At 38.9% G+C, this 17,559-nt stretch carries 19 protein-coding genes and 4 pseudogenes; 5 read left to right on the top strand and 18 right to left on the bottom strand.

What is annotated here, in order from left to right; translation table 11 throughout:
* Positions 1-212: 212 nt before the first annotated feature.
* The 16 genes and pseudogenes from FQT24_RS08795 to FQT24_RS08725 all read right to left on the bottom strand — a co-directional run bounded on the left by FQT24_RS08795 (position 213) and on the right by FQT24_RS08725 (position 9,439).
* On the bottom strand, positions 213-617 hold the full coding sequence (locus FQT24_RS08795) for a type II toxin-antitoxin system HicB family antitoxin (RefSeq protein WP_143952767.1): 405 nt from the start codon (positions 615-617) through the stop codon (positions 213-215).
* 47 nt (positions 618-664) lie between these two features.
* A complete protein-coding gene (locus FQT24_RS08790) occupies positions 665-850 on the bottom strand; it encodes a type II toxin-antitoxin system HicA family toxin (RefSeq protein ID WP_138702598.1) in 186 nt (61 codons plus the stop codon).
* A 218-nt stretch (positions 851-1,068) separates the two neighbouring features.
* On the bottom strand, positions 1,069-1,203 hold the full coding sequence (locus FQT24_RS11125; RefSeq protein WP_257994393.1) for a hypothetical protein: 135 nt from the start codon (positions 1,201-1,203) through the stop codon (positions 1,069-1,071).
* A gap of 54 nt (positions 1,204-1,257) precedes the next feature.
* On the bottom strand, positions 1,258-1,650 hold the full coding sequence (locus tag FQT24_RS08785) for a transcriptional regulator (RefSeq protein ID WP_143952766.1): 393 nt from the start codon (positions 1,648-1,650) through the stop codon (positions 1,258-1,260).
* A 1,055-nt stretch (positions 1,651-2,705) separates the two neighbouring features.
* Positions 2,706-3,209: a hypothetical protein gene (locus tag FQT24_RS08775; RefSeq protein WP_143952764.1), complete on the bottom strand. Its 504-nt coding sequence runs from the start codon at positions 3,207-3,209 to the stop codon at positions 2,706-2,708.
* A gap of 70 nt (positions 3,210-3,279) precedes the next feature.
* A complete protein-coding gene (locus FQT24_RS08770; RefSeq protein ID WP_143952763.1) occupies positions 3,280-3,810 on the bottom strand; it encodes a hypothetical protein in 531 nt (176 codons plus the stop codon).
* An 82-nt stretch (positions 3,811-3,892) separates the two neighbouring features.
* Positions 3,893-4,060 (bottom strand): hypothetical protein, encoded by a 168-nt coding sequence (locus tag FQT24_RS10865; protein ID WP_000865231.1) that lies wholly within the window; start codon positions 4,058-4,060, stop codon positions 3,893-3,895.
* Positions 4,061-4,216: 156 nt separating this feature from the next.
* A complete protein-coding gene (locus FQT24_RS08765; protein WP_143952762.1) occupies positions 4,217-5,659 on the bottom strand; it encodes a DNA primase family protein in 1,443 nt (480 codons plus the stop codon).
* Between the two features lie 79 nt (positions 5,660-5,738).
* The gene (locus tag FQT24_RS08760) at positions 5,739-6,599 is read right to left on the bottom strand and encodes a primase alpha helix C-terminal domain-containing protein (protein WP_143952761.1); all 861 of its coding nucleotides are present in this window, start codon (positions 6,597-6,599) and stop codon (positions 5,739-5,741) included.
* Positions 6,600-6,739: 140 nt separating this feature from the next.
* Complete coding sequence (locus FQT24_RS08755; RefSeq protein WP_143952760.1) at positions 6,740-7,015, bottom strand: XRE family transcriptional regulator; 276 nt, start codon at positions 7,013-7,015, stop codon at positions 6,740-6,742.
* Positions 7,008-7,349, bottom strand: coding sequence for a helix-turn-helix domain-containing protein (locus FQT24_RS08750; protein ID WP_050146686.1), 342 nt, complete (start codon positions 7,347-7,349; stop codon positions 7,008-7,010). The genes FQT24_RS08755 and FQT24_RS08750 overlap by 8 nt, the downstream gene beginning before the upstream one ends.
* Positions 7,330-7,622 (bottom strand): annotated as a pseudogene (locus FQT24_RS08745) (hypothetical protein). Before FQT24_RS08745 ends, FQT24_RS08750 begins: the two are co-directional and overlap by 20 nt.
* Positions 7,619-7,834 (bottom strand): hypothetical protein, encoded by a 216-nt coding sequence (locus tag FQT24_RS08740; protein ID WP_143952759.1) that lies wholly within the window; start codon positions 7,832-7,834, stop codon positions 7,619-7,621. The pseudogene FQT24_RS08745 and the gene FQT24_RS08740 overlap by 4 nt, the downstream one beginning before the upstream one ends.
* A 98-nt stretch (positions 7,835-7,932) precedes the next feature.
* Entirely contained in the window at positions 7,933-8,226 is a 294-nt protein-coding gene (locus FQT24_RS08735; RefSeq protein WP_143953035.1) for a hypothetical protein, read from the bottom strand.
* A 373-nt stretch (positions 8,227-8,599) separates the two neighbouring features.
* Complete coding sequence (locus FQT24_RS08730; protein WP_143952758.1) at positions 8,600-9,226, bottom strand: Rha family transcriptional regulator; 627 nt, start codon at positions 9,224-9,226, stop codon at positions 8,600-8,602.
* Between the two features lie 18 nt (positions 9,227-9,244).
* Positions 9,245-9,439, bottom strand: a complete 195-nt coding sequence (locus FQT24_RS08725; RefSeq protein ID WP_143952757.1) for a helix-turn-helix domain-containing protein — start codon at positions 9,437-9,439, stop codon at positions 9,245-9,247.
* A 223-nt stretch (positions 9,440-9,662) separates the two neighbouring features.
* On the opposite strand from FQT24_RS08725, the pseudogene FQT24_RS08720 reads away from it, so the two are divergent.
* Positions 9,663-9,848, top strand: a pseudogene (locus FQT24_RS08720) (helix-turn-helix transcriptional regulator); the annotation flags it as partial.
* A gap of 1,093 nt (positions 9,849-10,941) precedes the next feature.
* Positions 10,942-11,253 (top strand): annotated as a pseudogene (gene rhuM / locus FQT24_RS08715) (RhuM family protein); the annotation flags it as partial.
* Between the two features lie 80 nt (positions 11,254-11,333).
* Here the strand turns inward: rhuM (FQT24_RS08715) and FQT24_RS08710 are convergent.
* Entirely contained in the window at positions 11,334-12,791 is a 1,458-nt protein-coding gene (locus tag FQT24_RS08710) for an IS1182 family transposase (protein WP_049550857.1), read from the bottom strand.
* A gap of 62 nt (positions 12,792-12,853) precedes the next feature.
* On the opposite strand from FQT24_RS08710, the pseudogene rhuM (FQT24_RS08705) reads away from it, so the two are divergent.
* Both rhuM (FQT24_RS08705) and FQT24_RS08700 read left to right on the top strand, forming a co-directional pair.
* Positions 12,854-13,549 (top strand): annotated as a pseudogene (gene rhuM, locus FQT24_RS08705) (RhuM family protein); the annotation flags it as partial.
* Between the two features lie 190 nt (positions 13,550-13,739).
* A complete protein-coding gene (locus tag FQT24_RS08700) occupies positions 13,740-14,906 on the top strand; it encodes a tyrosine-type recombinase/integrase (RefSeq protein WP_143952756.1) in 1,167 nt (388 codons plus the stop codon).
* A 316-nt stretch (positions 14,907-15,222) separates the two neighbouring features.
* Here the strand turns inward: FQT24_RS08700 and FQT24_RS08695 are convergent, their stop codons facing one another.
* Positions 15,223-16,389: an IS30 family transposase gene (locus FQT24_RS08695; protein ID WP_143951979.1), complete on the bottom strand. Its 1,167-nt coding sequence runs from the start codon at positions 16,387-16,389 to the stop codon at positions 15,223-15,225.
* Positions 16,390-16,610: 221 nt separating this feature from the next.
* Between FQT24_RS08695 and FQT24_RS08690 the strand changes: the two genes are divergently transcribed.
* On the top strand, positions 16,611-17,555 hold the full coding sequence (locus FQT24_RS08690) for a magnesium transporter CorA family protein (RefSeq protein ID WP_000815623.1): 945 nt from the start codon (positions 16,611-16,613) through the stop codon (positions 17,553-17,555).
* The last annotated feature ends 4 nt before the right edge of the window (positions 17,556-17,559 follow it).

Here is a 17,559-nt window from a genome sequence, read left to right as displayed (position 1 = left end):
CCCTTATATCACGCGCTTTTGAACAAAAAATACTAATATTACTTTTTACTACTTGCTCCCCCAAAGTACGCAAAAAGGGGAGCAAAAAAAGCCCCACAAAAGGGCTAAGATTTGACGAGTTCAGCAGGCAAGAAACTAGCACGGTCAAACGTGCTTTTTTATTGCTGGTTGCTGATAGGTATATTATACCATGAAGCGCGTGGTTTATGATGCTATACCTGTAATTCTTCTCTGATTGCTTTCTGTAATAGCTGACTAAAATTGATTTTATTTTCTTTACCAACTTCAACCAACCAATTAGGAAGGGTTACAGTCTTATTGACAACCTTAGAACGTTCGCGCTCTCTGACCAGTTCTGCATCTACTGAGATAGCTTGCAGAATATCCTCATCACTGCCAAGTTGACTAGCCAAAGCCTTGAAACTTGAAGGCTCTGGAAACTTTTTGCCTTCATCTTCAAACATGATTGTATAAATTTCTAGCACCTCACGGGCGTTATAAATTGCCTCGTTTAAGGTGTCCGCCTCGCTAATCGCTCCAGAAAAGTCTGGGAAAGAGATAGTATATCCCCCGTTTTCTTTATCTGCTTCAAACAGTGCCAAGTAAGTGTATTTCATAATCTAATAATAACCAATGACCGCCCCAATATAGGGGAGGGAATTTTTTACTCCCCTTCCAATACTTTCAAAATCTTGCCCAGTGTTCCAGGTCTATAATCGTTTTCTTTTGGTTTAGGTATCGTTACCGTTCTTCCGTCTGGATGTTTCCAAACTTCATGCGAACCTTTACCAAAAGATGTTTTGATAAAACCTTTTTTCTTAGCAAGCTTTTTTAGTTCTCTTTCGGTCATCGGTTTCTCCTTTCCGTATCTTTAATTACATTATACACTTGTTTAAAACATTTGTCAATATATAACACGTATTTTTTACACTTGTTTTTCATAACATTACAAAAGCCCCCAGTTTGCTCTCTAAGGGCTTGTAGTTTATCCGTGGTGTTTTAGTTGTCCAGTACGAAATAAAGCGAATAAGGGGTGAATATGAAGCCTACGCCTACATTTGCCAACATTTACGCTTCTAATTCTTGTAGTAAGGTTAAATCTAAACCATCAAGGTCAACATCTATTTCAAAATCCATGTTTAAATCTATCTCCATATCCTCTAATTGGATATTCTCCAAATCAATCAAAAAATCTTCAATCATGTCATCCCCCCCTCACTTAAATCTCAACATTTCTCAACAAAACACCACAAACGCCTACTTATATGCTTCTAGCTCTCCGTTCTGGTGGAGTCTCGCAAAGTTTAAGACGGCTATCTGTTTATATCGGTGGTAGCTAGTGGATTTTGTCCCAGCAATTTCTAAACATTCGCTTACTGTTTTCTTCCTCATGTAGCAATAATGGATAATAAAGTATTTTCTGGCTCGTTTGTTCTCTATGCTGTTGATGTCGTGGGCGAATATCTCCAACCCCTCACGGATTGCTTTTTCATGCTCACCGCTCAAATTCCACTGATCAGGTAAGACAAGTTCCCAAGCCTCTTCATCTATCGTAACTTGGTTTTCACTCCCTGCCATCCTCTGGAATCTCAGAAAGTAAGTCATCCGCTCTCTTACGTTCATCATCGTTTTAAACTTATCCAGCTCCATTAGTTCGCTCTTTCATGATATAATATTATTGAGATTATAGCTGAGGCGGAGCACCTTGGCTTTTTTTGCTATTTCTCTATGTTCGCTCTAGCTTCAAATGCTTTCCCGTGAGAAAAAATGTACAATGACGGTGTGAAGCTCATAGAAGCGCGTGGGGAGGGAGATAGCCCCCGTATCTCCTTATGGTTTGATAGGCAATTAAGGGACGTTTTTATCTCCCTTATTTCTTTGTCATTCTGCAAGCAATTAAGGCAAGTTATTTCTTTGCTTATCTGCTTATCGTTTTATAAGCAACAAATCCAAAATAACAGACTTTTAAACTGCTCTTATTTCCCTGTCATTTTGTAAGGAGAAAATCCAAATTAAGGAAGCTAATAAGTCTCCTTATCTCCTTACAGTTTTTCAGGGAGCAAAATCAAAATAAGCGATGTTATTTCCTGTCTTATTTCCTTACCGTTTGACAAGGAGAAAAACGAAAATAAGGGGCTTTTAAATTCGTCTTAACTCCCTATCGTTTTGTAAGCAATTAAGAAGGATTATTGTCGTCCTTATCTGCTTGTCATTCTGCAAGGAGTAAATCCGAAATAAGAGGGCTAAAAACTTCGCTTATCTGCTTGTCGTTTCTCAGGGGGTTAAGGAGGGTTTTTATTGCTCTTATCTGCTTGATAAATGATAGGGGGATATAGCCACTTTCTCGGCGTTCGCTCGGAGTTCAACACACATAACCCTGCCATTTGTCAGTCATATTTACTGCCACTACCTAAGCAAAATCTCACTTTTTCTAACCCTCGGTAAACCTCTCTATCTTGTGGTTCTATCACTAGAAAAAAAGCCCTGTACCTTTGTAAAACCTTAGTATTTTTAAATACACAACCTTATACTTTTTATATATGCTACCTCACCAAAACCTCACCCTTTTTTGGAACGCTTACCGCACCCTTTTTTGGAACGCTCTACTTACTTAAATCCTTGATATATCTAGCTTTTTTAACATTCAAACCGTCTAATATGTAGTATTTGTTCGTTTTGTAAATTGCACACTACTTCATATTGTCTCACAATCTCGAACCATTCAGCCAAAATCTATCCCCTTTTTCAATATACTTCAAAAACTTCTTATAGTGCTTATGATACCTGTCACGTTTCATATACCTTGGTCTTTCAGGGAAACCATCAAACATATATCTACCACGTCTAGGACTCCACCCTGGTTCTACCTTTCTGGCTTCTTTTAGTGCAAGCTCCCAGTAGTATTGGCAATCCGTTTTACTACGGTTCAGGGTACTATTGTGGATATCTAGACAAGTACCGCAACTAAAATACAAATACCGTTTATAAAGCAACCTGCATCGTCTCCCACAATCAGGGCAAAGAAAGAAATATCGATTACCTCCCTTAGTTCCTGCTATTCTGTCTAATTCAAATGACTCTCCACCAAAATCAATCATTAAACTATCCAAATCAATCTCTAAACGTTGACCGTCCAACTCGGCTATACCCTTAGATATTCCTCTCAGCTTCATTGGTTTAGTGATTGCTTCTATTGCTAACTGCTTCATTATTTCCCCCTATATGGAAAAACCCAAAACTATTGACTTGATAGCAAAAAGGGGATTGCTCCCCTGTGTTCTACTTCAAATGCTCTGTATAACCAGCAAGGCCTTTATATTCGCCCTCTACGTCCAACTTTTGGAGTAGGCTAATACTTTCATCGCCCAGCATTTCCAACGTACCAAAAGCAGTCATAGAGTCCATAGGGATAGGCTTATCAGAAAGCAGGCGGTCAGCATAGTCTAATAGTTCCAGCTCGTAGTCTGTGACCTTATTCAGCAAACTCTCAAAATCCTCTGACTCTTTGAGTTGAAGCACGCGCTCCCGTTTATAACGTTCTTCAAATGCTTCAGCCTCTCCTGGTTGTTTGTGGTAGTCTTTAAAACTGTCACAAATACGCTTAAAGCTCTTGTTTAGCTTGTGATCTTCCACATACTCAGCTACTAGCGTGCCTTTATCCTTGTAGGTCAATGAAATTACAGGTTGGCAATATGTCCCAGTCATATATCCCAGTAGCGCGTGACCTGCTACTTGAGCGGTCGCCTGATCACAAAAATAGTAAGTGAAAGTAAATGTTTTGGCTTTATCTGAAAATGTTTTTAATGTCATGTTGTTTTTCCTCTTTCTGTTTTAAGGGTGTCACTAGTAGTTACACCATTGCAAGGGGGTCGGTACTATCTACCCCATTTTGTTATCTGTATAATACCAATACGATAGCCACCGAATTAAAGGATTCACTAGATGGTGTACCAGAAAATTTAACGTCCAGCACTTCAACCGTTGCCATGAAGTCATTGATCTCTTTCTCAAAGTCTTCTTTTTCCCATCGTCTAGTATATTCAAATAGTTTAACTTTCATGTTGTTGTCATTTCTTTATTTTAAGGTAAATTATGTAATATTTTCGTGTTCTGTGACCTTCTGTTACCTTCTGTGACAAAGAACGTCACACAACGTCACACTTTTTCAAAGAAAAGCAGTATTACCAAGGGTTTAAGCAAAAAAAGAACGTCACACTTATTCTTGTTTAGTGATAGAGTGTTGAGGTGTCCGCATTTTTATCTTGTCAACGTCCCATGCCTCTAGTTTTTCAAAGTCTTCTGAAGGAACTCTTTTCTTTCTTAGAGCATACCGATTGGGCGTCAACTGTTGTAAGTGCTTGATAGTTTCTTTACCAGCCCCGTAAACATTGGGCTTGGGTATTCCCATATCTTCGGCATAGTGCTTTAGTGATCTTGTAACGATAAAAACAGGTACTACGTCCAGCTCATGCCAACCTTTTTCCATGTATTCATGCTTAACCCATGAAAGTAAGTAGTCATTATCCTCCTGGTATTCTTCTAGGAGTCCTTTAACTGCTTTAGGTTCGATAAAGTGAGTAAATGGCTCTTGATTGATAGCTTTGTAAAGTGCGTACTCTAATACTTTATTATTGGCCAAAAATTCATTTTTTATCCAAGGTTTTTCCTTCTCCCCGTTAAAGTCAGCATTAAAAGGGACGATCATAATTCTACGATACCAGCCTTTTGTCTTGTTTCCACCATTGGGGATATAATTCCCTGAAAAGATATTGAATAACTTGAAAGTAGCTTCAAAGGCTGGCCGACCTTTGGGATTGACTAGCACGGTGTCCCCACTAGTGATACTCATTAAATCAGACGGATTTTTTAAGTATTCGTTAGGCGCTTCGTCTCCAATATTACAAACCTTACCTACCAAGGTCTCCAAGTTATGCTTTTCTCCGAACTGTGCAGGCTTTAAGGCTGATATATTACTTTCCCCTATCAGATTGATAAGGAAGCGCTGAAATGTCCCTTTACCATTGTTACCGTCCCCGTAGAAGATAGCAAACTTATTTCGGGTATGGTTAGGGTTAATAGCTTCAAGGATAATCTGCCAAAACAGTGTTACCAGTTCACTATCATTACAAGCGATTGAGTTTAGCCAATCATCAAAAGTTTTGCCCTCTCTATCTGTTGGGACTCGTTTAGGCGCGTGGTAGGCCGTGCTTATCTTACTTGTAATTACATACTTAGGACTAAAGGGGAGTAGCTCCTTAGTTTCTAAGTTGATAATGCCATTCTGTACGGGAATGAGGTTGGAACTTTCTAAAGGTTTTCGTATCTTTGCCAATGTTCTAACCATTAACTTAATCTGTGGCCACTCTCTGGGTTTAATTCTAACGTCAAAGGTCTTACACAAAAGATTGAATAGATCATTACTAGCGGTATAGATACCCTCGTCTAAATCGTAGATATAGAGTAGGCTATAATCAGGTATATTGCTCTTACTGATAAAAGTAAATGTGACAATCTCGCTCAGTATTTTAGCTACTGTGAATGTCTGGGGCATGGCAACCTTTTCGGTAACGTCCCCTGTGGTCTCATTTACCTTAGTTTCGGTATGTTCTGCCCGCCATTCTTCACCAGCTTTAAATATACGATTTTCAAGCTCCTTCATCGTTCTAGGAGGTTGTTCTTGCTCTCTGACCTCCAAGATTTCACTTTTTAGGTTTGCTAATTCTTCTAGTTCTATGGTTCTAACCTCTCTTTCTATATTCAGCCCGTGCTATACTGCTAAAAGTGCGGTCTAGCTCCTCAATCGGCAATGGCTCAACTGTCACGCTATTGGCTATCTTTGTAAGTTCATAGGCTGTCTCTAAGTCACAATCAACCCACTTATTAAAGAGTAAGCCTACAAAGCGTGTCAGCGCTACGTTACGCCCTCCCTCGTCTCCAAATCCGTTGAAAAGCGTGTCAATGATCCTCATAGTCATTGACCTCTGACCGCTTGCTCTAGGCTTGTAAAGCTCAGTAGTTCCTTGCTTCGCTCTTGGTTCAACCTTGGGAACTGGATAATCTAGGCCATGCTCTACAATCTTTTGATAGTCTGCTGGGTTGCCTGTTGTTACTGGTAGCCCTTGGAGTTGTGACCATGTTAAACTGGCCATGTCAAAGGGTAGTCCAATCTTGTCAGCAATCTCTTTCACTACCTGCTTGTAGGTCGCCTCATTCATCACGTTGTCAGGCTTCACTACAAGGCGAAAACGGGGCTTTTCTAAGCTATGTTTGATAGTCGGGTATAAGATGTAAGAGTAGCCAAATAAAGCGCTAGAAACGGCCTTTATAAAACCCTCAGTCGTCTCCTGTATATCATCATAATCAAGGAAAATCAAATCCCGATAGATTAGACTGGAGTTGTTTCGCTTGTAACTGCCATGCTTTTCTGGCGTCACTTTCCCACTGATACAGTAAGGCGCTTGTGTACGTTTAAATTCTTCAATGTTTGCCCCTTCAGGGACTACCAAAGGCTTAAAGCGTTCAATGTACTGGAACGGCTCAATTTTATCAAATGGATAGACAAGATTACTCTGAAAGCCTTTAGCCTCATAAATTGTCATACTATCGCCCCTTTTTGCGTTTCTTTTTTAACTTCTTCAGTAGCTTTTGTTCTTGGAACTGTTCCAAAGATCTGCCACGGTGCTTATACAATTTAATGTCATGATAATGACCTCCGCCTTGTGCTGGGTGTATGTTATATCTACCCATTTTCCACCCCCGGAAACTTCCAGATGTCAGTTATTTTATAATAAACCTTTCTTGTATCTTCAAGCGGTGGATGGTATCGCCTTAGCCCTGCTTTTTCCCACTTTTGGAGTGTCAGATATTTTATATCTAACTCGCCCATGACTTCCTGGGCTGAGATTAAACCTGTCAGTCGTGGTTTGACTGTATCACGCGCTTCCAGGTATCTTTCCACTACCTCCAGAATGCCATGCGCTAGGTCTTGCTCGCTTTCTCGGCTTAGGCTAAACATATCCGCCCACCTCCTTCAAGGTTTCTTTGTAACTCTCTAAATCAGCATTTAAAAGGACAGTTAGGCGCTTTTCTTCTTCTCGTATCTGATTGTAAAATGTTTTTGCACCGTCCAGTAACTCCTCTTTGTTAGCTGGGATAAAATATCCTCTAAATGTTCCATGACGTACCCCGATGATAGGAACGCCGTAGCGCGTGATCAGACGGCTGATAATATCTTGCACGGTTCTTTCTGCTAGCTTAGTGATCAGGCTGATTTCTGCCCCTGTTATGGAGTTCTCAGCCCCCACTTTGATTAGCCTTAATACTCTCTTATCATTCTCTGATAGGCTCATTCAGTTCCTCCTCTCCTTTGCTTTTATTCACAAAGGTTATTTGTCCGCTCGCTACCCCTTGCAAAATATCTTTTTGAGTTTCTATGATTGTATCCAAGGTTTTCAAAATAGCTGTCTTAGTCTCTAAATCAAACGCTTGTTTTGTCAACAAGCCCATAGTTACAGCTAACTTTGTTGCATTGTCCATACACGTAGCTAGAAAAATCTCTTTAGTAAAATAAGGTTCATCTGGTATTTTTCAATATCAGGGTATAAATTAATTGTGTAACTCATTTCATCCCTCCGTAAACTCTTACCCCTGCAAGCTGGATATACCGCCCATAATCTGGGCTTAAACTCTCGCTAGGTGTTTCTATCGTCTGTTGGTTTTCTCGCTCAAATTGTGCGCTTTTTTTGCTGTCTCGGTGGTTTAGATAAAGCAATATGCCAATCAATACCACGGTAACAAAAATCGCCTGTGTGTTGCTTAAATCTAGTTCGTTCATGTTATACCATCGCCTTATAGTTCTTGATAAATTCCGCTTGTTTAGGTTGTTCCATATTCAGCAAGTCGTCTTCGGCTTGTGCCATTTCTTTAATATCTTTAGTCATGGTATGCCTCCAGCTCTTTAGCGTCGTCATTGTTCAAAAGCAAAAAGGCTATTTCATTTAGACGATCGTATAGCTTTTCATTCTGGGTGTATGCTGTATCAGTGTATTTTTTAGCAAGCCATAAGAACATGGTTGTATCTTTCTGTAGTGCAAACTCAAGCCCTTCAAGAGCTAGGTTATTCATTTCTAAAACATTCATGATGTCGGTTAATTCGTTCCCTAATTCTGCTAGTTTCTTAGCCGATAATAGAACTTGTTGGCTTGATGTTGCTTTTTTTGTTGTCATGTTTTTTACCTCTTTTTCTATCTTTTTATACTTGCCACGATGGCTTTTTAATGCTTTTTTTCCTGTCACATGCCTCACGCTCAGAGTGGCCAAACTTTGAGAGCGTGGGGATTTTTAATGGTTGTTTCTTATACATTGTTTCTTGTAATTCCTAGCCTCACGCTCTGAGTCGCCAAATTGAAAGCGTGAGAAAGTACCAGTTTAAAGAGCTGGCGCTCTCCGTATGGTCAAATTGCCCTAAATATGCTATAATTTAGGTATAAATCTTTACTAAAACCTCTTTGATAATAGCTTGCCTGCTTTGTTAAATTCGTTTTAGTGTTAGTGTGAAAGGCTCTGCGGTGTGGTTATTGCTAAGCCTTTTTTGTTGCTCTCACGCGCTTCTTTGGCGTGTTTTTTTATTTCTGAATGCCATAGCCTTGATTTCTTGGTAACTCATATTCAAGCCAATCATGGCTATTACCATGTCCTCAAATGCCTGGTATTGCTCCAGCTCGTCACTGGTCAAGCTATCAATGCCATTGTAGCCCCCACGTTCTTTCCTTAACTGCTTAGCGTTCCTGTCGGTTACTGCTTTCAGTAGCAGGTTGTTCATGGTGCTATGCGCGTGCTTTGGTGCTTGTTTCCAGTTCTCAATGCTGTCATGCAGTGTTTTTCTTTTTGGCTTTTCTAGCGCCCTCTGCATACGAAACTTAGAAAGTTCCTCACGCATTTCAAAGAAGGCTTTGACTAGGTTGGTTTTGAAGTTGGCCACTTGCTCGGTATTCTTTAAGAATGTAACTAACAAGGTCGCTTGTTGCTCATTCAAAATATAGTCCTTGGTATTCTGGCCACTTTCCATAGCTTGGATTTTAAATCCAACCTTTCCGAACTGTTCAAACCTTGCTTGATGTTTGCGGATCGTCTTGGTTATTGTGTGATGTTGCAATCCCGTGCATTCTGCCACAATACTGCTCAGCGTATACGGCTCTTTTTTACCGTCCATGTAGACTAGTTCCATTGGGTCGCTCCTTTCTATTTATCCAACATTTAACAAATCATCAATCGTAACTTCTAAAAAGTCAGCTACTTTCTGCAATGTCTCAAAAGTCGGATTTTTTGAACGCTCATAATACAATGCCGTCAAAGTGCTTTTTGATAGTCCTGTTTCTCTTGCAACATCTGCCACCTTCAAGCGTTTCTTTGCTAAAATAACACGCATATTATTTTTCAAATGCCTTACCTCTTTCTATTATTTTTTAAAATCAACCTCCAGCAGAATAGATTGAAAAGTGTTGTGCCGGAGATTGGTGTAATTTTTGTTCAACTTGTGCTGACAGAAATAATTATAGTGCAATAATTTTGCAATGTCAAGAGAATTATTAAAAATAATTGCACTTTTTTTGCACTCTTTGGAATTAATCGTGATATAATACATTTGAAAGGTGTTGATATAAATGAATAGATTGAAAGAGCTAAGACAAGAAAAAAAGCTAACTCAGCAAGAGTTAGCGAATGAAATAGGCGTCACAAAACGAACTTATATATATTGGGAAAAAGGTGAACGCCAAATTAAACCAGAAAAAGCCCAGCAACTAGCTGACTACTTCAAGGTAAGCGTTGGATATCTGTTGGGGTATAGTGATGTTCGATTTGAACTAGAACAAATCGAAAAAGCTATAAAAAATAGATTAATAGATTCTGAGTCAACAATTAACAAGGATGTTTTTGAAAACACCTTAAAAATTGTAGAACGTGCTAGATTTTTAGATCTTGACTTAGATACAATCACAAGTTTATATTTCTATAACTGCGAAATTTCAAAGGTAAAAACGCTAAATGATTTATTCGATTTTTTTGACTCAGAGGCGCATGATTATATAGAGTTACTATCAATCGTTGAACCTTATCAAGCTGATAAGATTATCCAAGAAATTAGTAAATTTGGAAATTATAACGAACAGCTTTCTTTGTATTTGGATAAGGTAAGAGCTGAGGAAGATTTTTTTAATGTTACTGGTTATCCTGTTAGCATTGAATCAGAAGAAACCCCAAATAACGTAGTAAAAATAAAACGAATTGAAAACACTCTAAGCGACAAGGAACTGATGGCTTTACCTCCCGAAGAAAAGAAAGCATACTTAAAAAAAGTATTTAGCCAAATAAATAATGCTTTATCCTCTCTGACAGACAATATTGACGATGCTATCAAGACAGTTGCCCAAGATCAAGTAGATTTATTAATCAACAATTTAATACAAGCATTAGCCAAATTAAACGATATTAAGAATAAAGGCTAAACTCCCCCATATTCGCCAATAGCAACCATCTTTTCATGGTCTATTGTGCAAAAACGGGGGAAATTGAAGAATAGAAAACCGATTTTACAGACTAAAGCGCAAAAATGGGCAAAATTGTAAAATAGCAACAAAAAAAGGTAAGTCAATACCCTTACCTTTAATCAAGACTAATATAATCAACCTAATTGAACCAGATGGTGCTAACTCTCTATACACTATAGAGGACGCTCCCGATAAGATGATTACAACATGATTATACCACTCTTGCATTTAAAATGCGATCTATAGCATACCCACGCGCCACAATGTTCAACAATCATGAAGCGCGTGATTTCTCAAGCTTCGTTCAAGCTTCAAGCCTATATTAGCCCCATATCTACTAATTTTGTTGATGTCAACAAATGTCAACCACTTACAATATTTTAGAAAGGATCTCATGAACGAATTACAATTCTTAATCTATACCGCTGATAACGATAGCGAGACAGCTAGTGTCATCATCAAAGGCGAAACTATCTGGACTAGTCAGAAAGAAATGGCTAGACTTTTTGACGTCGGTGTTCCTGCAATTAGTAAACACCTAAAAAATATCTTTGAAGAGGGCGAATTAGAAGAAGATTCAGTTATTTCCAAAATGGAAACAACTGCTACCGATGGGAAGAATTACTTAATTACTTACTACAATCTTGACGCCATCATTTCAGTTGGTTACCGTGTCAATTCCCAAAAAGCTACGAGATTTAGACGAGTCCACTGAAAAAACAGGTCTCTTACTTTTAATGAAATGAAAACCGAGGAATCTCTCGTTAATTTGAGCGAATTCCTCGGTTATTTTGTATTTATTAAGGTCATAATTCGTTTCATATTGACCACGAAAATGGTTGTTGCTGCCTGTAACTCCATGCTGAAAAGACCCGATGCTCTCGCGACATCAAAGCCATGTCTCTGTTTTAGTTCGGCATTCTTTGCTTCGATTTTATAGCGATGTCTGGCCATTTCTTTAAAATAAGGTGTTTCCTGAAATTTCTTCTGGAAAAGATGGTCGTCACTCTTAATGGCTATTGAATAAGTTTTAGACTTTGCCCCCTCCTTATAACATCCTTCCTTGGAAAGGCAACTCTTGCACTTCTCAATGTCAAAGTAATGAGTGACAACTTGATTCTTATTTTGATATTTTTTCCCTGTCCTTGCTTTGCGAACAGCCATGTGTCCTTCTGGACAGACAAATAGCCCTGCATCTTTATTAAATTCAAACGCATCCTCTTCTTTACGGTAACCTTTTGAAACAGAAGGATTCAGTTTTGAAACCAAATGAATCTTTTCTTTGCGAGCTAGTTGAATGTTGTCCTTTCCTGAATAAGCCGCATCACCAATAATAGTCTCGATGTCCAGACTATTTTCCTTTGTTTTGGCATATAATTCAGGTAAATATTTCCCATCGCTTTGTTCACCAGAAGTAACCACACAAGCAGTAATAATCCGTTCATCCGTCATAGCGATATGACTTTTATATCCATAGAAAGAGCTGTCGGCTGTCTTATGTCCGAGCCTAGCCTCCTCCTTAACAGAAGCTTCCAAATGTTCTAAGTCGTCCTCGACAGCCTCTTTTAGGTAATTGAACTTTTGAGAAACAGCCGGTAGGGCTAAGAGTTCCTCGTGTTTTTCAACCACAGCCATTAACTCCTCTGTATAGGTCAACTCTGCTTCGAGGTTATCTTCTTGAGGTTTCTTTGGAAATTCTATTTTGATATCTTCTGAATGTTGATAAATTGTTTTACGTAAAGCTTTTGAACGCTCTCTAAGGATTTCTTGGGGTTTCTTATGATTATAATGAGATTTGGTGTGAGTGGCATCCACAATGAGGATTTTACTCTTAATCAAGTTATGTTCGAGTGCAATTTGAACAGACTTCTGAATCAATACATCAAGCAGTTTGTCATCTTTAATTCTTAGCTTTCTAAATTTTGTCAGAGAGGATGGCTCGATAACAGAATCTTCAGGAGCTAGACCAAGAAAAAATTTAAAGGCCATATCTGACAAGGAACGTCCTACCACATCTACATCTGATAACTTATAAATATCTTTTAACAAGAGATATTTGAACATCATAATCGGTGAATAAGCTTTACGCCCAAAATCGGGACGATAATTCTTTTCTAGTTCATCATAAATAAAGCTAAAATCACAGAGTTCAGTTAGCTGACGTAAAAAGTGGTTTTTAGGAACCACGATATCATACAAACTAGAATAAGGACTGACATCCATAGTTAACTGATTATCAAGCATCATTTCACCTCATCTCTAGTATAACAAAAAAGCCATCAATTTGATGACTTTTTCAGTAGGCTCGATTTAGACAGTGGGCTACTTCGGTACTTCGTGAGTACATGATAAAAGGGTTCGCCATGGATGACAACCGTCTGAAACAAGGCGAAAACTTGCTAGAAAAAGACTATTTCCGTGAGTTCTTGGAGCGCGTGCGTTCTATCCGAGCTAGTGAGCGTCGTATATGGTTGCAGATTACAGATATTTTTGCTGAAATCTCTATTGACTATGATCCACAAAGTACGTTGACTAAGCAATTCTATGCTGATGTACAGAATAAGTTTCATTATGCAATCACTGGCCAAACTGCTGCGGAAATTATCTACACGAAAGCTGACCATACAAAAGACAACATGGGACTTACAACATGGAAAAACTCCCCTAACGGTCGCATACTGCAAGCAGATACTCAAATAGCAAAGAATTACCTTTCAGAAACAGAAATCCGTTCCCTTGAAAGAGGAATATCTAGCTATTTTGATTACCTGGAAAGACAGATAGAACAGCGAAAAGCTCAGACAATGCAACAACTAGCCCAAAGCATTGACCGCTTTTTGACTTTCCAAGAATACGATATTTTAGAAGGTCATGGGAAAATCACTTCTAAGGTTGCGAAAGATAAAGCAAAAGCAGAATACCAACTATTCAACAAAACTCAAAAGATAAACTCAGACTTTGAAAAAACTTTAAAACAGCTAACTGACGATAAAAAACTTTAAATACAGGCCTGTTTACTTTACTATAAACAAGCTCATATTAACCCCATATCCGCCTTGTTTCCTACTCTGGTATTATTTACCGTCTGAGTATTTAAAATCGAATACAGGGCAAACTGTGAAGCCCTAGCATGATATAAAACCTTTTTGATAATAGCTTGCCTGCTGATGTATTTTAGAAAGGTTTATCATCATGAAAATAACTGAAGTTATAAAAAAAGACGGTAGTAAAGTCTATCGTGCTAATGTATATCTAGGAGTTGACCAGGTTACAGGAAAGAAAGTTAAAACTAAGGTAACGGGGCGGACACAAAAAGAAGTTAAGCAGAAAGCTACTCAAGAAAAAATTGCTTTTCAGAAAGCAGGATCTACTAGACAAAAGGCTAGCACCATAAAAAACTATCAAGAATTAGCCAATCTCTGGTTAGAAAGTTATAATAATACGGTTAAGCCAAACACTCAAGGCAATGTTAGAAAGTTAATTGATAATCATATATTGCCTATTTTTGGGGCTTACAAGCTCGATAAGCTCACTACTCCACTTATCCAGTCCATTATCAACAAACTTGCTGACAAGACTAATAGAGGGGAAAAAGGGGCTTTTCTACATTATGACAAGATACACGCTTTAAACAAACGTATCTTACAGTATGGCGTAACCATGCAAGCTATACCGTCCAATCCTGCGCGTGATGTGGTTTTACCTCGTAACACTCAGAAAGCAAAGCGGAAAAAAGTAAAGCACTTTGAAAATCAAGAACTAAAAAAATTTCTTGGTTATCTCGATAATTTAGATACTCATAGATACCGTTATTACTATGAGACGACACTCTATAAGTTCCTATTGGCTACTGGTTGCCGTATCAATGAGGCTCTAGCACTTAGCTGGTCTGATATTGACTTAGATAATGCCGTTGTGCATATTACCAAAACACTAAATCGGGATTTAGAAATCAATAGCCCAAAATCTAAGGCTAGTTATCGGGATATAGATATAGATCAAGCTACTGTTAGCATGCTAAAACAGTACAAACTACGCCAAACTAAAGAGGCCTGGAAGATAGGGCAACGTGAAAGCGTGGTATTTTCTGATTTCATTCATGAGTATCCTAGCAGTTCAAGACTTAAAAGAAGATTGCAAACACATTTTAAGCGTGCTGATGTTCCTAACATTGGATTTCACGGATTCCGTCACACTCACGCTAGTCTCTTGCTTAACTCTGGAATACCATACAAAGAACTCCAGTACCGCCTAGGTCATTCCACTTTATCAATGACCATGGATATATATAGCCACCTCTCAAAAGAGAACGCAAAAAAAGCAGTATCATTCTACGAAACTGCACTAAAAGCACTATAGGGGGAGCAAAAAGGGGAGCAAATTTAAAAATCAACATTTCAAGACAAAGTAAAAATCCAATAGCGGTAAATTCGCAAACTAAGTTCCACCGCTAGTAGAAGTGGAAGTTAGTCTGATAAAAATCCTAAAAACCAGTGGAAATCCGTGTCAGGGTAAGTTCCACTGGTTTTACTAATGCTTGATTTCATCGCTTTTGTAACCAAAAGGAATCGAAAAAAAGAGCGCACAAAATCCCCTCATCTGAAAGCGTTTCAGATTAAGTTCCGCTATGGTGGAAGTTAGTGTGAGACGTTTGAATGCGGTTAAAGGTTAGTTTTTAGAACTTATGTTGGAGTAATTTCGAAGACTGACAGACGTCTTCTGCAGGTATTTTAGAAATACCTAGAAGCTTAGGAATCTCTTCTCCATAGGTAAAGGCAAAGAGCTCATAGGCTGACTTTCCATTCAAAGCAGCACGTTTGACACTGTTGACATGAGAGCAGACGAGATTGATGTCCTCTTGAGTTAAGTTGTCAAAAGCAGTTCCCTTAGGTAGAATGTCTCGAATCAGTGTGTGGTTTTTCTCAATTCTCCCTTTCTGGTCAGAGCGATTAGGGTCACAAAAGAAGAGTTTACTCTCTCCTCGCACATCCATTTCGATATCATCAACCCTGGCAAACTCTCCACCATTATCGGTAAGAATGACAGGAAAGAGTTGGAAGAAATCTTTATCAGCTTCATGAAGAGTGTTCTTGATGGTATAGAGGTGTTTGGTAACCTCAAGGGCAGTTTTATTATCCAGAAGCCTAGCGAAGATAAAGTTACAGAAAGACAGGTTGAAGGTAAGTAGGACTTTACCTCCCATCCTCCCCAGAACTGTGTCCATTTCCAGCCAAGAGTCTAGTTGATTAAGGACTAAATAGTTTTGGAAATCCTCATAGGAACGGCCTTTTTTAGCTTCTTTAGGGATGGAAGGTAGTTTCCTTTTCCGTCTTTCTTTGAATTTAACGGCTCTGGCTAGGTCAATATGAGCGATAGATAGGTATCCTTTTCGGATGTGTCGATAGACGGTTGAGGAACTGACATCAAGGTTATGAGTTTTGAGGATATGATAGATGTGTTGTCCCTTTTTAACACCATCAGAAATGACTTTGTCCATGTCCCAGAAGGCCTTGGAATTAAGGGGAGTTCCTTCACGAGCTTCGACAAGAGTTTGTTCGTACTGTTTTTGAGCTTGTTTAGCAAGGTAGAAGATTTTTTTAAATCCACAATTTTGTCTTCTTTTAGGGCATCCATTACAGACAAAGGGAGCCTTATCGAGTAAAGGGCAAGGAAGGTTATCGCATGTAGACTCTCGGACTTGTCTGTTTCGTTTGACTTCTTTGGAAACAGTAGTTGGGTCTTTTAGAATGGATTGTCCGATAGCTTTGAAGGTTTCACCGCGCTCTAAGCCTAATTGGATATCATTACGGTCTGAAAGGGTAAGGTGTTTATGTTTTGTCATAGTAGACCTCATTTCTAACTCAAACGTCTCACACTTAATTCCACCATAAAAATCCGTTTTAGACTAATTTCCACTTTGGTTGGGCAAGTGGAAGTTACTTTGAGAAATTAGCAAAATCCAATAGCAACAGGATTTTTGTTAGATTTATTTTGAAAAAGGCCGATTTTGTAGTATAATAGTACGGTGTGAAAAAATCTGAAAAATGAGAAAGGATAAGGGATATGAAACAAGTTTTTCTCTCTACAACAACTGAATTTAAAGAGATCGATACGCTTGAACCGGGTACTTGGATCAATCTCGTTAATCCGACTCAAAATGAATCACTGGAAATCGCTAACGCCTTCGATATTGATATTGCGGACCTTCGAGCACCGCTCGATGCGGAAGAAATGTCTCGTATTACCATTGAAGACGAGTACACCCTGATTATCGTAGACGTGCCAGTTACAGAAGAAAGAAATAACCGCACCTACTACGTCACCATCCCTCTTGGTATTATCATCACCGAGGAAACCATTATCACTACGTGTTTGGAACCACTACCAGTCCTCGATGTCTTTATCAACCGTCGATTGCGTAATTTCTATACTTTCATGCGTTCGCGTTTTATCTTCCAGATTCTCTATCGCAATGCTGAGCTTTACCTAACAGCCCTTCGTTCGATTGATCGTAAGAGTGAACAAATTGAAAGTCAACTGCATCAATCAACTCGTAATGAAGAATTGATTGAGCTCATGGAATTGGAAAAAACCATCGTCTATTTCAAGGCCTCCCTCAAAACAAATGAGCGTGTGATTAAGAAATTGACCAGCTCAACCAGCAATATCAAGAAATACCTTGAGGACGAAGACCTGCTTGAAGATACCCTGATTGAAACCCAACAGGCCATCGAGATGGCAGACATTTATGGAAACGTCTTGCATTCTATGACAGAAACCTTCGCCTCTATCATTTCTAACAACCAGAACAACATCATGAAAACCTTGGCCCTTGTGACCATCGTCATGTCCATCCCAACCATGGTCTTTTCTGCCTACGGGATGAACTTTAAGGATAATGAAATCCCCCTAAACGGTGAGCCAAATGCCTTCTGGTTAATCGTCTTTATCGCCTTTGCTATGAGTGTCTCGCTCACTCTCTATCTCATCCATAAAAAATGGTTCTAAGAGG

Origin of the sequence: Streptococcus mitis (assembly GCF_901542415.1) — a bacterium.
GTDB classification, from domain to species: Bacteria; Bacillota; Bacilli; order Lactobacillales; family Streptococcaceae; genus Streptococcus; species Streptococcus mitis_BL.
This window is presented reverse-complemented; position numbering and strand designations above follow the sequence as displayed.

Bases quoted from the DNA above. Each gene is read 5' to 3' on its own strand.
- FQT24_RS08795 (WP_143952767.1), bottom strand. From the start codon at position 617: ATGAAATACACTTACTTGGCACTGTTTGAAGCAGATAAAGAAAACGGG.
- FQT24_RS08790 (WP_138702598.1), bottom strand. From the start codon at position 850: ATGACCGAAAGAGAACTAAAAAAGCTTGCTAAGAAAAAAGGTTTTATC.
- FQT24_RS11125 (WP_257994393.1), bottom strand. From the start codon at position 1,203: ATGATTGAAGATTTTTTGATTGATTTGGAGAATATCCAATTAGAGGAT.
- FQT24_RS08785 (WP_143952766.1), bottom strand. From the start codon at position 1,650: ATGGAGCTGGATAAGTTTAAAACGATGATGAACGTAAGAGAGCGGATG.
- FQT24_RS08775 (WP_143952764.1), bottom strand. From the start codon at position 3,209: ATGAAGCAGTTAGCAATAGAAGCAATCACTAAACCAATGAAGCTGAGA.
- FQT24_RS08770 (WP_143952763.1), bottom strand. From the start codon at position 3,810: ATGACATTAAAAACATTTTCAGATAAAGCCAAAACATTTACTTTCACT.
- FQT24_RS10865 (WP_000865231.1), bottom strand. From the start codon at position 4,060: ATGAAAGTTAAACTATTTGAATATACTAGACGATGGGAAAAAGAAGAC.
- FQT24_RS08765 (WP_143952762.1), bottom strand. From the start codon at position 5,659: ATGAAGGAGCTTGAAAATCGTATATTTAAAGCTGGTGAAGAATGGCGG.
- FQT24_RS08760 (WP_143952761.1), bottom strand. From the start codon at position 6,599: ATGACAATTTATGAGGCTAAAGGCTTTCAGAGTAATCTTGTCTATCCA.
- FQT24_RS08755 (WP_143952760.1), bottom strand. From the start codon at position 7,015: ATGTTTAGCCTAAGCCGAGAAAGCGAGCAAGACCTAGCGCATGGCATT.
- FQT24_RS08750 (WP_050146686.1), bottom strand. From the start codon at position 7,349: ATGAGCCTATCAGAGAATGATAAGAGAGTATTAAGGCTAATCAAAGTG.
- FQT24_RS08740 (WP_143952759.1), bottom strand. From the start codon at position 7,834: ATGAACGAACTAGATTTAAGCAACACACAGGCGATTTTTGTTACCGTG.
- FQT24_RS08735 (WP_143953035.1), bottom strand. From the start codon at position 8,226: ATGACAACAAAAAAAGCAACATCAAGCCAACAAGTTCTATTATCGGCT.
- FQT24_RS08730 (WP_143952758.1), bottom strand. From the start codon at position 9,226: ATGGAACTAGTCTACATGGACGGTAAAAAAGAGCCGTATACGCTGAGC.
- FQT24_RS08710 (WP_049550857.1), bottom strand. From the start codon at position 12,791: ATGCTTGATAATCAGTTAACTATGGATGTCAGTCCTTATTCTAGTTTG.
- FQT24_RS08700 (WP_143952756.1), top strand. From the start codon at position 13,740: ATGAAAATAACTGAAGTTATAAAAAAAGACGGTAGTAAAGTCTATCGT.
- FQT24_RS08695 (WP_143951979.1), bottom strand. From the start codon at position 16,389: ATGACAAAACATAAACACCTTACCCTTTCAGACCGTAATGATATCCAA.
- FQT24_RS08690 (WP_000815623.1), top strand. From the start codon at position 16,611: ATGAAACAAGTTTTTCTCTCTACAACAACTGAATTTAAAGAGATCGAT.